General features: G+C 64.9%; 12 protein-coding genes and 3 pseudogenes. 10 read left to right on the top strand and 5 right to left on the bottom strand.

Features of this window, described 5'->3' with window-relative positions; genetic code table 11:
- Positions 1-353: 353 nt before the first annotated feature.
- The 3 genes from OHS59_RS06855 (at position 354) to OHS59_RS06845 (ending at position 1,228) form a co-directional block, all read left to right on the top strand.
- Entirely contained in the window at positions 354-779 is a 426-nt protein-coding gene (locus OHS59_RS06855; protein ID WP_328492494.1) for a hypothetical protein, read from the top strand.
- A gap of 66 nt (positions 780-845) precedes the next feature.
- Positions 846-1,034, top strand: coding sequence for a hypothetical protein (locus OHS59_RS06850; protein WP_328492493.1), 189 nt, complete (start codon positions 846-848; stop codon positions 1,032-1,034).
- 32 nt (positions 1,035-1,066) lie between these two features.
- Positions 1,067-1,228, top strand: coding sequence for a hypothetical protein (locus tag OHS59_RS06845; protein ID WP_328492492.1), 162 nt, complete (start codon positions 1,067-1,069; stop codon positions 1,226-1,228).
- Positions 1,229-1,340: 112 nt separating this feature from the next.
- Here OHS59_RS06845 and OHS59_RS06840 read toward each other — a convergent pair whose 3' ends face one another.
- The 3 genes from OHS59_RS06840 to OHS59_RS06830 form a co-directional block, all read right to left on the bottom strand.
- Entirely contained in the window at positions 1,341-1,601 is a 261-nt protein-coding gene (locus tag OHS59_RS06840) for a hypothetical protein (protein WP_328492491.1), read from the bottom strand.
- A gap of 214 nt (positions 1,602-1,815) precedes the next feature.
- Complete coding sequence (locus OHS59_RS06835; RefSeq protein ID WP_248781426.1) at positions 1,816-2,247, bottom strand: SgcJ/EcaC family oxidoreductase; 432 nt, start codon at positions 2,245-2,247, stop codon at positions 1,816-1,818.
- 4 nt (positions 2,248-2,251) lie between these two features.
- The gene (locus OHS59_RS06830) at positions 2,252-3,217 is read right to left on the bottom strand and encodes a helix-turn-helix domain-containing protein (protein WP_328492490.1); all 966 of its coding nucleotides are present in this window, start codon (positions 3,215-3,217) and stop codon (positions 2,252-2,254) included.
- 170 nt (positions 3,218-3,387) lie between these two features.
- Here OHS59_RS06830 and OHS59_RS06825 point away from each other — a divergent pair, with 170 nt between their 5' ends.
- Both OHS59_RS06825 and OHS59_RS06820 read left to right on the top strand, forming a co-directional pair.
- A complete protein-coding gene (locus OHS59_RS06825; RefSeq protein ID WP_328492489.1) occupies positions 3,388-4,293 on the top strand; it encodes a transposase family protein in 906 nt (301 codons plus the stop codon).
- A gap of 101 nt (positions 4,294-4,394) precedes the next feature.
- Positions 4,395-5,165, top strand: a complete 771-nt coding sequence (locus OHS59_RS06820; protein WP_328492488.1) for a transposase — start codon at positions 4,395-4,397, stop codon at positions 5,163-5,165.
- Positions 5,166-5,186: 21 nt separating this feature from the next.
- On the opposite strand, the gene OHS59_RS06815 is transcribed toward OHS59_RS06820, so the two are convergent.
- Together OHS59_RS06815 and OHS59_RS06805 are read right to left on the bottom strand one after the other, a co-directional pair.
- Positions 5,187-5,510 carry a hypothetical protein gene (locus tag OHS59_RS06815; RefSeq protein ID WP_328499083.1) on the bottom strand — a complete coding sequence of 108 codons (324 nt, stop codon included), beginning with the start codon at positions 5,508-5,510 and terminating at the stop codon, positions 5,187-5,189.
- Positions 5,511-6,380: 870 nt separating this feature from the next.
- Positions 6,381-7,169, bottom strand: a pseudogene (locus OHS59_RS06805) (IS5 family transposase).
- Positions 7,170-7,321: 152 nt separating this feature from the next.
- On the opposite strand from OHS59_RS06805, the gene OHS59_RS06800 reads away from it, so the two are divergent.
- The 5 genes and pseudogenes from OHS59_RS06800 to OHS59_RS06780 all read left to right on the top strand — a co-directional run bounded on the left by OHS59_RS06800 (position 7,322) and on the right by OHS59_RS06780 (position 11,368).
- Positions 7,322-8,425, top strand: coding sequence for a hypothetical protein (locus OHS59_RS06800; protein ID WP_328492487.1), 1,104 nt, complete (start codon positions 7,322-7,324; stop codon positions 8,423-8,425).
- 98 nt (positions 8,426-8,523) lie between these two features.
- Positions 8,524-9,111, top strand: a pseudogene (locus OHS59_RS06795) (transposase); the annotation flags it as partial.
- Positions 9,112-9,345: 234 nt separating this feature from the next.
- Positions 9,346-10,674 (top strand): IS110 family transposase, encoded by a 1,329-nt coding sequence (locus OHS59_RS06790; protein WP_328492486.1) that lies wholly within the window; start codon positions 9,346-9,348, stop codon positions 10,672-10,674.
- Positions 10,675-10,756: 82 nt separating this feature from the next.
- A pseudogene (locus OHS59_RS06785) lies at positions 10,757-10,993 on the top strand (transposase family protein); the annotation flags it as partial.
- A gap of 33 nt (positions 10,994-11,026) precedes the next feature.
- Positions 11,027-11,368 carry a hypothetical protein gene (locus OHS59_RS06780; RefSeq protein WP_328492485.1) on the top strand — a complete coding sequence of 114 codons (342 nt, stop codon included), beginning with the start codon at positions 11,027-11,029 and terminating at the stop codon, positions 11,366-11,368.
- Positions 11,369-12,142 lie beyond the last annotated feature (774 nt).

Raw genomic sequence — 12,142 nt, 5'->3', positions numbered from 1 at the left:
GGCCCGAAGTAGCGAGTCGAGACCGCTGGAGAAGTTCAGGTCGTCCAAGTGGAATGTCCTGACGTTGTCGGGGGACCTTGTTTCCTGCGGGCGACGACGCAGGCGGATACCACCCGGCCCCCTGGTCGTGACCAAGATTTCCGACAGCGTCAGCTACTCATGGCGAAGTCATCGAGCTGGACACGCAGACCCCCTCCGGCAGCAGCGACCAGGTCCACGAGGGCTGGCTTCGCGCTGTCGAGGCGATCGCCGGCAGCCTCGCCCACATCGCCGACCGCACCGTCCGCCAGGGCCAAGCGGCGGCGGCCGCCCTGGAGACACCGTCGGCTACGCCGAGCCGGACTCCGCGTCACTTGCCCACGCCAGTCGACAGCGTGGGGGAGGAGCAGGTGCACCAGGTGCTGGAGGTGGCCGAGAGGATCTTCGTGTCCCTGACCGGCTACACCGGCTTCGACCGTGACCTGTCGGAAGAGATCCTCACGGTCGTCCTGAAGTGTGTCAGCGCCGAGCAGCAGGAGGGCTACGTACGGCAGTTGGAGGCCTTCGCCGACGCCAACCGTGAACGCCTCGGGGACCTGTACGGAAAGTACGGGCCGGGCGGAAAGTTCGCGGATGAGAGCCGCTGCTACCTCACTGATCAACGCGAGAGCGTCGTGGTCTGCGAGCGCCTGGACACGGTCCCGGTGTGGCTTGCTGCGGTGTGGAACAGGGAACTCGACGCCGAGCTGACGCTGGAGCGCTTCACCAATCACTGGTGGTACGGCCTGGGCCCCTCATGAGCGGAACCAGCGACTGATCTTCTGACCTCCGTCGGCACGACAGCACGGTCGGGAGAGGACGAGGCCATGGTGCAACTGAAGATCCGGGACCTGAACGAACTCCTGCGTCAGGCACCCCGACGACGAGACCTGGAGCAGGACGGGATCCGGCTCGTGTACGACGGCACTGCCCTGGGCATGTCCACGGCCGATGCCCCGGACACAGTGATTGCCCACGCCGACACCTGCGGGTTCACACCGAGCCGTGGGAGTTAACCGCGTACCGCGCCAGCATCACCAGCACGGAGGTGTGGCTGCGCATCCTCATCGGTGAGCACGGCGAGCACCTCATCGACGTCTGCCCCTACTGGGCCCAGCGCCCCGCCTCGATCACGTTCACCGCGGGCGGACACACGGCGGCGTTCCCGGCGATTGCCTGCCCGACGGCACCAGCAGACCGGCGCCCGTAGGCGGCCGCCGTCGCGGGAAGGACCGAGAGGCCTGATCTGGCAGCAGGACGAGTACTGGTGGCGGGGAGCTGCCCGGCACCTCGCACAGCGTCCTACTGGGGGAGGGCCTCGATCAGTGCGAGTAGGTGGAGGGCGTGAGGCGGTTGCCGGTGACGATGCCGGCGAGGACGAGCCGGTCGGTTGTGGCGCCGCGGGGGCGGTGGGTGGCCAGCCAGGCGACTTCGTCGACGCGCAGGGTGCCACTGCTGTTGGTTTTGGCAGTGAGGTCCAGGACGAGGAGCTGGCCGAAGGGGGCGTTGGTGTACTCGGATTGCTGGGTGAGGTACTTGCCCTCGATGTGAGCGCGACTGTTGTCGTCGGGGTCCTGTTTCATCTCAGATCCCGTATTGGAACCCCACTGACGGGGGCGTTGCGGCTGGTCAAGGTTCTCGTGACGAAACGCAGTGCAGCTCAGCGGACGGCCGGCGAGGCATGCGCGGCGGGAGGTTCTCACCGCGTTGGCGCACCGGCTGCGGGCCGTCCGCCGTGCCCGAAGGCTGTTGCCGCGACAACCGGTCTGTACACGCGTCGCGGGGCGAAACGGACGGTCAGGTGTTCAGGGCCTCCAGGGCCGCCATGCCGTCCATGGTGAGCAGACGGGCGTTCTCCATGGCCGTGACCACCCAACGGTCTTCTCGCCAGACCATCACGAGGAGTTGCATGACGAAGCGGGTCGGCGGCGGTTTCTCCTCGCCTGGCATAAGAATGCCCACGCGACTGTGCACCACGCCGACGCCCGGGCTCACGATGCGCGCAAACGGTACTTCGCCATTGACCAGCCGGGAGCCTTTCATCACCGTCGTGAAGACCGCCTCCTGAGCCGCGACCATGTCGGCGCGGCTGCGGTGGATGCTCCCCTCAAGCTCCGCGACCAGGGCGTCCTCAGCGAAGTCGGCGAAGAAACCGACGGCATCCCCACGGTTCCACGCCTCGTACATCCGGCCCGGAACGGCACTCAACGACTCGACCGACTGCTCCACGTGGTCACCTTTCTACGATGGTTACGCCACCATCATCGCCAGGCCGTCCGGTGGGCGCATTGACCGTCCGTGCATGGCTGTTGGACATCAGTGCCGAGGCGCTGGAGCCGTACGTCGCCTTGAAGAGCCTGCTGAAATGCGAGGGATCCGCGAACCCCCAGCGCGCCGCGACAGCCGCGACCGTTCGGTCGCCGCGCACCAGATCGGCGCGACACCGCTCCAGACGGCGCCGACGGATGTGGGCCGCGACCGACAGTGCCTGATCCTCGAAGACTCTGTGGAGCCGGCGGACGGAGATGTGGTGCGCCGTGGCAATCTTGGCCGGGGCGAGGTCCTGGTCGGACAGCCGGGCTTCGATGTAGCCGAGGATCCGGCCACGCAGTACCTCGTCCGAAGCCGGGCGCACGTCGTGCAGTTGCGACTCCAGAGCCACCAAGATCAGCTCGATCACCGCGGCTCCCGACCGCTGCGCCTCGTCGGCACGGAATCCGGCCAGCGACTGGACCGTGTCCCGCACCAGTGCGGATACCAACGCTGCCGGGCCCCTGTCGCCCTGAATGCGCACGCCGGCCAGACGGTCAGCGTCAGCGGGGCGCAGCCGCAGCTCGCGCCGGGATGCCAGCAGGGTCACATGTGTGCAGGCGGTACTGGCGTACTGCACCGGCCTCGCGGGGTCGACGAGAACCATGTCGGCCGGGCCGAGTTCGGCGGTACTGCCACCCTGCTCGACGCGCGCTCGCCCTCGCGTCACCAGTTCGACCTGCCAAAGAGCCTCGTCCTCGGCACGGGCGCAACGAGCGTCCCGGAAACACTCTCCCGCGGGAGTGTTCAGCTCGATCAGCCGCAGGGGCCCGAGCTCGCGCGCCATGACGCCGGCTTGGAAATCACCGCTGTTGTGCCGCTTGCTCAGCACGGGCGGCAGTCCGCTGACTGCGAGTGCGTCCTGGAAGGTCTCGATGTCGTTGAGCACCTGTTCCACGGTAGCGCAGCCCTCGTGGCGGTACGCCGACCGAGGTCACGACTTCCGCAAGCACCGCCGACTCCTATGGGCTAACGACCTCGTGCACGGTAGGCCGTGGCTCGGTGGCCGGGTGGCTCGTTGGGCTCTGCATGATGGGGGCTGGGGCGCGAGAGTTGATCGTGGCGGAGTACAGGATCACCGGGCTGTCGCCGGTTGGGATCGCTGAACTCATCGCCGAGATAGGGCCGTTGTGGCACGAACGGCGTCAGGCACGCCTGACGGCACGGCCGCGGCAACGGGCGGTAGGAGCGGGGGCGAAGCACCAGTTCGTCTTCGTCGACCGGCTGCTGGCCACGCTGGTGAGTCTGCGACATGGAACCACGCATGACGTGCTGGCCTGCTGGTTCGGCGTGGAGCGCTCCACCATCACCCGCGCCATCGGCGAGGTGCGGCCCCTGCTGGCGCAGCGGGGGTGCACCATCGCACCGGACGTCCGGCTGCGTACTCTCGCCGAGGTCATCGAGTACCTGGGCGTCGATGGTCGGACCGGCATCATCGACGGCACGGAGATCCGCGTGCGACGCCCAGTTGCAGGCCGCAAGGACCGCGACAAGTTCGTCTCCGGAAAGACCAAGCAGAACGCCGTGAAGTCCATGGTCCTCACGGACGCCGAGGGGCGCATGCTGTTCTGCGGCCCGGTTCGGCCAGGCAGTTGCGCTGACATCACCCAGGCCCGGGAGCTGGGCCTGGTCCGGCTCCTGGCCGGCGGCCCGTTCATGGAGATCCTCGCGGATGCCGGCTACCAGGGCATGGGAGCGCAGACCGGCGGCCGGGTGGTGACACCGCCGCATCGCAAGTTCAAGAAGAACGCACCTGTCTGGTACGAGGAGCGGCACGAGCGGCAGCGCAGGGCGCACTCCTCACGGCGCATCCGTGTCGAGCACGGCATCGCGCACCTCAAGAACTGGCGGGCCCTGACCCGGCACCTTGGCCGACGCGAGCACATGAGTCACATCGTCCAAGCCGTCGCCGGACTCCTCTCACATCAGCAGACCGCCGCCCTCGACCGCGGCCCTCGAGTTTGAAAACCGACCACGCCACACATCTCGACGTGCCACGGCCTACCGTGCACGAGCTCGTTAAGGCTTGTCCCGTAAGGGCGTTCAGGGGTGAGACGATCATCGGCGTGGCTGGTGTGATCTCGGCGTCCGAACGGTATTGGATAGGTCCGTTCAGCGGACTCACCCCTCGGCAGTTCACCAAGCTTGTTGCTGGACTGCGTCGTCGCGGCGTTCACATCGCGCGCCGGAGCCGCCCGTGGTGCCTAGAGTTCGAGGACCGCGTGCTGCTGGTTGTCGTGTACTGGCGTACCAATCTGACGATGCGACAGCTCGCGCCCTTGTTCGGTGTCTCGAAGTCCATAGCCGCGCGAGTGATCGACGACGTTGGCCCCTTCCTGGCACTGGACCTGCGACAACGCTTCCGCAAAGGCACCGTTCTCGTCGTGGACGGCACGCTGGTGCCCACCCGCGACCACTCAGTGGCGGAGCGGTCTAAGAACTACCGGTATTCCACCAACCATCAGGTTGTCATCGACGCCGACACTCGACTGGTCGTCGTAGTCGGCCGGCCATTGCCCGGTAACCGCAACGACTGCAAGGCATGGGCGGAATCTGGTGCCAAAGCCGCCGTCGGTCGGACCATCACAATCGCCGACGGCGGCTATCTCGGCACCGGGCTCGTCATCCCGCACCGTCGGGAGCGTGGGCAGACCGACCTCCCGGCCTGGAAGGAGGAACACAACCGTTCCCACAAACAGGTGCGTGCCCGCGTCGAGCATGTCTTCGCCCGCATGAAGACCTGGAAGATCCTTCGGGACTGCCGACTCAAAGGCGACGGCGTCCACCACGCCATGCTCGGCGTCGCCCGTCTGCACAACCTCGCTATGACCGGGTGATCAAAGCAAAGACAGACCAGGTCAGACCGGATCAGGGGCAGCCAGCCGCGGAGGTCTCTGATGTCCGCAATCCAGCCGGGTGCCGTCGGCGTCAACGACTATGTAGTCGAGGACGACCTTGGTGGGGTCACCGCCCTCGTAGAGCCACACGGTGATGCAGTCCGTCGAGACGTAGGTGTCGAACCAGACGTCGATCCCCTCAGCGTCCGGCCCGACAGTAAAGGCCTCTCCAGGCTTCAGCCAGTAGTCCTCGCCGTACGGTTCGATGAAGAGACACAGCTCGCTGGCGCCCAAGTTCTTCACAGGCATCCTGCTGCGTCCCACCGGGCCCCCAAAGATCGCCATCCTCACGAAGGTCTACAGAGTAGCCGCGACGTCCTGACCACCCCTGGGAGCCGGCGAAGGCCTCACGGGGGCTTTCGGGACAAGCCTTAGGTGGTCGAAAGTAGCTTCGCCTGGCTGCACTGCTTCCGGCGCCTAGGGATTTGCTGGGAACACCGATCGGACATCCACGAAGCGTTCCTCAAACTCACCTGTTGCCCAATTTCTCACCGACAAAACAGCTCAATGCGTCAGTCATTGTTAGGGTGTGTAGAATATGGAGTGATGCTAGCAGCCTCGCAAGCCTCAATTCAGCGTGCTCCCCTTAAAATACCAAACCATCACTAGTGGAATGCAGAGCACAATAACGCCCACGCTTGCCGTAAAGATGCTTCCGATAGTGTCGAGGTCTTTGGCGACGTCTGGGTGGAACAGGCCAAAACGAATCAAGGCCCCACCTCCCAGAAGTCCGAGGCCGAGCACTACCATTGTCGCCGCGTCAGTGGTCTGCCGATGAGTGACACGCTCCAATAGTGTTATGGCCCAGATTAGAAGTGGAACAATCACCCAAATGGCAACGTAGCAAGCGAATCCAAAGGTTCCCACCTCTACCAAAAATTGCACCGGCCCCCCGGTAGTCTTAACGAACCCGACAACTGCGGCACCCGTAGCAATGCAAAAGGTCAAGAATTCTACGACCTTCTGAATGTTTTCCATGTGCAGCAAAAGGCCTCTTGATTGCGGCTCTTGCTGTCGAGAGTTAGACACGCATCTCGCCCCCAGTCGCTGGGAGTACTGGAACAGGGAGCCGGAGCCCTGCTCTCCTGTCTACGCCTAGCAGGCAAGATCTGCAAATCGAATATCTCACCGATCGCAACGGCTAACGCAATGAGCCTAGTTGTCGATGGTGACGAGACAGCAGGCGAGTTTGAGGAATGCTTCGTGGATGTCGGCCCTGCGTTCCCACCGGATCCGCAGGCGCCGGAAGCCGTGCAGCCACGCGAAACTTCTCGACCACCCACCGGTAGGTGCCCAGTCCGGTGCCGTGCAGGGTGCCGCGGCGAGCGATCGCGGGGACGATGCCGCGGGCGCGGACCTGGTCGCGGTAGATGTCGTGGTCGTAGGCGCGGTCGGCGAACAGGGAGTCCGGCTTGCTGCGGGGCCGGCCGACCTGGCCACGGACCGGTGGGATCGCGTCGAGCAGCGGAAGCAGCTGCGTGACGTCGTTGCGGTTGCCGCCGGTCAGCAGGACTGCGAGCGGGGTGCCGTGCCCGTCGGTGATCAGATGGTGCTTCGAGCCAGCCCGGCCCCGGTCGACCGGCGAGGGGCCCGTATGGATCCCCCTTTTAACGCCCTGACGTGGGAGGAATCGACCACGCACCGGGACCAGTCCAACCGTGATGCCGCGTTCAACTCCGCCAGCAGGACCTCGTGCAGCCGCTGCCACACACCGGCCTCGTTCCAGTCCCGCAGACGACGCCAGCACGTCATGCCCGAGCCGAACCCCAACTCCTGCGGCAGGTACTCCCACTGGATCCCGGTGTGCAACACATACAAGATCCCGCACAGCACCTGGCGGTCCGGCAATGCCTTGCGGCCGGGATACCGGAACCTGCGCACGCGCTGCGGCAGCAGCGGCTCCAGACGGTCCCACAACTCATCCGACACGATCCACGGCGACATCCCCACACCAGACCGAACGCTCAACACCCGCGCCAGTCACGGCAGCCAGGACCGATCCACCTCTTTATGTTAGCCGTTGTAAATCCGGTTGCGCGCCATCACCCTTGAGGAGCATCGTCCGTGGCAAGTACCGCCCTGGAGGGATCATGTCCGTGAGGGAAGCAGTCATCAAGGCCGGCGTAGCCAGTGACGCCAACTACATGGGCCGCTTGTTCGGCGACATCGTGAACTCGGCGGATTCGAGTGGCGAAGGTGTCATTCCTCTCTGCATGACTCCTTATGTTTCTCTGGTTATCCATGAGGCCCAAGCCAAGCCTCAGACAATCGACCCCTCCGCATTTGACAGCTTCACCGATGACGCCAGAGAGGTTTGCGCTCGTGCCCGACACAGCTTGAAGCTTTTCGAGGACACGAGGCGGGGAACCGACGGTCAGCTACGTTTCTTTGAGGACGAAATCCTAAAGAAGCATTCCAGTCACTTCCTTGGCAACACTTGGCTTCCACCAGCCCGCTTCCTAGAATCAGACTTGAGCCTTTTTACTTACAACGAAACGTTGATCAGCACTTCGCACGCCGCCGCATTTCATATCGGAATGCGGACGGAAAGATTGTTCCACAAAGACAATGAAGCCTATGTTCGGGCAACCATGGAAAAGATGGGAAGGTGCCTGTACGCGCTCGGAGCCCGGCTGGACGCGGAAGGTCCACGGACTTTCGTCAGAAACCTCTCACGCGAAGGCGTGCGCCACCGTGATACACGCGCGGCGCCGTACTACCAGCAGGGGTTCAATGGATCCACGACCCCAGCCATCAACGGCGTCTTGACTGACTTTCAAGTCAGAACAAACTTTATCGCTTTCATGCTCACCGCGGGTAGCGATGTGCTGGATCTTGAATACACTGTCTTCAAGATCCGATACATCACGCTATATCAGGTATTGACCAGCCTGATGCTCCTCAAGGAAAATGCCGCCTACCCGCTGTCCAGGGAATCCACGGAAATCTTGGAGGGAATTACCGGCAGCGAAGAAGCGCGCTTGATCACAAACAGCTCAGCCCGAGGGTTTCGCAACACCCTGATGCATTACAACCTGCCTGGCCGGATCGACACACAGAGAATCACCCTAGATCAGCCACTCTTCGGCCTTGTGTCGATCTTCTTTCCGTCCCACAATTACCGATCGTTGAGCGAACTCACGGATAGGTGCGTCAAGACCACTGCGGAACGGCTAAATTCTTGGGCAGACGCCACCTGATACGGCTCCTGTAAGGAGACCGGAGATGCCGGGGGTCCCGGCCTTCTATAGCCCGGCATCACTACCTAGGTAGCTACGTCGAATGCCCTCCTCCCCAACCCGAACCTCTGCGCGCATCGCTCACGGGGCTCACCCGCACCGCCCTGGTCAACTGCTGTCTCCGGCTGCGGCCGGCAGCTGATCTCACCTCTCCCGCCGACGCCGGTCGGTATGCGCTGCGGCAACTGGCATGCCGCATCCGCATGCTCACCGAGGAGATCGACGAGGTCACCGAACGCCTGGCAGTGCTCACCACGTCCGCCGGTCCTGAACTTGTTGCACTGTTTGGCGTAGGCACCGAGACCGCCGGTCAACTCTTGGTCACGGCCGGCGACAACCCTGAACGCCTGCGCACGGAGGCCGCGTTCGCCGCTCTGTGCGGCGCCGCTCCAGTTCCGGCTTCCTCGGGACGTACCGACCGACATCGGCTCAGCCGAGGCGGGGACCGCCAGGCCAACCGCGCCCTCCACATGATCGCGGTGGTGCGGATGCGCTATTGCCCCCGCACTCGCGCCTACGTTGCGCGCCGCACGCAGCAGGGGTTGGCCAAGAAGGACATCATCCGTTGCCTCAAACGCTTCATCGCCCGCGAGGTCTACCACGCTCTCACCCGCACTCACGCCGGCAGCGCTACTTCGACGACTTGACTTCTATAGGAGTCGACCGTTCACCTGCGGATGACGCCTCGCAGGCGTGAAAATCGGTACGTGGGCTGTCCGCCGACGCCGCTTGATGTTTGGGCTGTGAGCCCGCATAGGAGTCTGGTGAGGGAGCCGTCCGAGGGGCCGCGCACTGTCGCCTTGAGCACGCCGATCAGCTTCTCCACTCCCCTCAGGCTCCCCGGGCAGCCCCGCCTGGCACAGCACGACAGGGAGCACGGCATGGAGGAAATGCGAGAGGACCACGACGACGGAACGGTCGCCAGGGTCGCGGCGATCGATATCGCCAAGGCATCCGGGATGGTCTGCCTGCGCATCCCGCACGACACCATCGAGGGCCGGCGGATCCAGCAGGTCTGGAACGTCGCCTCGACGACGAACTCGATCCTGGAACTCGGCGACAAACTGGTCTGCCAGGGAGTCGAGCGGGTCGGGATGGAGGCCACGGGTTCGTACTGGCGCCCGTTCTTCTACCTGCTCGAAGCCCGTGGCCTGGACTGCTGGCTCGTCAACGCACGCGATGTGAAGAACGTCCCCGGACGCCCCAAGACCGACAAGCTGGACGCGGTCTGGCTGGCCAAGCTCGCCGAACGCGGTATGGTCCGCGCCTCGTTCGTCCCGCCCAAGCCGGTAAGGCAGCTGCGGGACTTCACCCGTACCCGCACCGTGTTCGTCCAGGAACGCACCCGCCACAAGCACCGCGTCGACAAAGCCCTGCAGGACGCACAGATCAAACTGTCCGGGGCCGTCTCCGACCTGTTCGGCCTGTCAGGGCGGGCCATGATGAACGCCTTGGTCGCCGGCGAACACAACCCCCGCACCCTCACCGAGCTCGCCCAAGGCAGTCTCGTCAAGAAGAAGGCGGTCCTGGCTGAGGCGCTTACCGGGCAGTTCGAGGACCGTCACGCCCGGCTGCTCGGCGTGCTGCTGTCCACGGTCGATCATCTGACCGGCCAGATCCACGAGCTCGACCGGCTCATCGCCCAGACCCTGGGAGAGATCACCACCCCGCCCGACGGCCCAGGCACCGAGGACGCCCCGGCCGTCGCCGTGAGCGCGCGGGCCCTGGTCGAACGGCTGGACGCCGTCCCCGGCATCGGGCCGACCACCGCGCAGATCATCCTCGCCGAGATCGGCGCGGACATGAGCCGCTTCCTCACCCCCGAACACCTCGTCTCGTGGGTCAAGTTGTGCCCCCGCACGATCCAGTCCGGCGCGAAGAACAGTACGGGCCCGGCCGGCCAGGGCAACCCCTGGCTCAAGGGCGCGCTTGGCGAGGCAGCCAACGCCGCCGCCCGCACCGACACCTTCCTTGGCGCCCGCTACCGGCGCCTCGTCAAACGCCGCGGCCACGCCAAAGCACTCGTCGCGGTCGCCCGCTCGATACTCGTCATCGCCTGGCACCTGATCAACGACCCCGGCACCTCCTACCGAGAGCTGGGCGCTGACTGGCACCGGCGCCATCTCGACTCCGCCCGCAAAACCCGTGATCTCGTCCGCCAGCTCCAGTCCCTCGGCCACCAGGTCGCCCTCACCCCGACAACAGCCTGACCCCCGCCCCACCGACATCCGGTAAGCAAGCGTCCCGGATGCTGCCGCCTGCCCTCCCGAAGCTCGATTTTCGTTCAGCATCAAGGCGTATCAAGGTGCCGGCGGTTTCATCCGAGTACCCTTCCGCGGCCGTCGGCACTAGCTCTCCGCCGGAAAGAAGGCCGTCAACCGCGCCCACGCGAAGATCCGCGCACTCGGCGAATAGGCCATGGCCACCCTCAAGTCCTGGCGCCTGCTGCGGAAGCTCCGCTGCAGCACCACCCGTATCACCGACCCCGTCAAGGCGGTCCTCACCCTGGAGCTGACCGCCTCAACCTGAGGAGGAAGCCTCACTGGCTCCTATACTCCTGGCGTGTTTGATACGCCGAACCTCTTCCACGTTTCCTCCGTGCTCAATCGCCGGACGATCGCCCAGCATGGCCTGGATTGGGCCCGGATGAGCGCCGCACGGGGAATCGCCGGCAGCCGCCGCCCTGAGGTGGAGGGGATTTTCGTCTGTCGGGGCGAGGAGGAAGCAGAGTTCTTCTTTCAGATCAACAACACCGGTGGGCGGGTTGATCTCTGGTCCGTGGACGGCGTCGATGAGGGGTTGCTCCTCGACAACGGCAACGGATTCGTCTACCTGCCCAGCCGCATACCAGCCGCGCGAGTCCGTCTCGTGCGATCAGACGTTCCTCCGCAGCTTGGTTTTTGACTTCGCGCGACGGCACGGCTGGGGGCAGGCCCACGCGGAATCTGGATGCGAGCTCGGAAAGGTGTGGTTGCAGCGCAGGTGCGCCAGCCTCGTCAGCGCCTGGCGGCTGCCGGTCAGCCGCCGCCGGGTGCCGATCTGTCGTAGCCGAGCGGCCAACCCTCGCCGCAGCAGCCGCAGCGCGGAAGGGGACGGATGCAACCCGATGGGTGGGCAATGACTCGGGGTTCTAGGCTGAGAAGGTTGCTGTTCGCCGACAACCCATCTACCTGGGGCTTCGTTGTCCTGTCACCGCAACCCCTCGATCCCACAGCCAGGTTGGAAGGGGCTCACTGCGTGCGCCCTTGTGACAGCGGATGATGTGGCGTATCCGTAGGAGATGGGCCCCGTATAGGCGGCCTACCGCACGTAGAGGGAGTGGACGTGACGCACGGGTGGAAGACCGCGACCGTCGCGCTGGCAGCAATAGGGATCGTCTCCACGCCGTTGATTTGGCTACTGAACAGCCCTGGTGCGGGCGAGCTGACAGGCGCCTCCGTCCAGGCTGCCGTCGCCATCCTGGCACTCGTCTGGGCCCTGCTCCAACCACCGTCCCCTGCCAACCCGATTGACCGGGCTGCACGGACTGGGAAGGCCAGCCAAGGGGGCAACACCGGAATCAAGCGTCCTTGGGGCAGAGGGCACGGCTCGGCAACCGTCCATAACACTGGAGAGGCCAGCGGCGAGAACGCCAACACGGGCATCGACTACAGGAACTAGGCCGACGGTCCATGGCGA

It is taken from the genome of Streptomyces sp. NBC_00414, from assembly GCF_036038375.1.
GTDB lineage: Bacteria > Actinomycetota > Actinomycetes > Streptomycetales > Streptomycetaceae > Streptomyces.
This window is presented reverse-complemented; position numbering and strand designations above follow the sequence as displayed.

Bases quoted from the DNA above. Each gene is read 5' to 3' on its own strand.
- OHS59_RS06790 (WP_328492486.1), top strand. From the start codon at position 9,346: ATGGAGGAAATGCGAGAGGACCACGACGACGGAACGGTCGCCAGGGTC.
- OHS59_RS06840 (WP_328492491.1), bottom strand. From the start codon at position 1,601: ATGAAACAGGACCCCGACGACAACAGTCGCGCTCACATCGAGGGCAAG.
- OHS59_RS06815 (WP_328499083.1), bottom strand. From the start codon at position 5,510: ATGGCGATCTTTGGGGGCCCGGTGGGACGCAGCAGGATGCCTGTGAAG.
- OHS59_RS06850 (WP_328492493.1), top strand. From the start codon at position 846: ATGGTGCAACTGAAGATCCGGGACCTGAACGAACTCCTGCGTCAGGCA.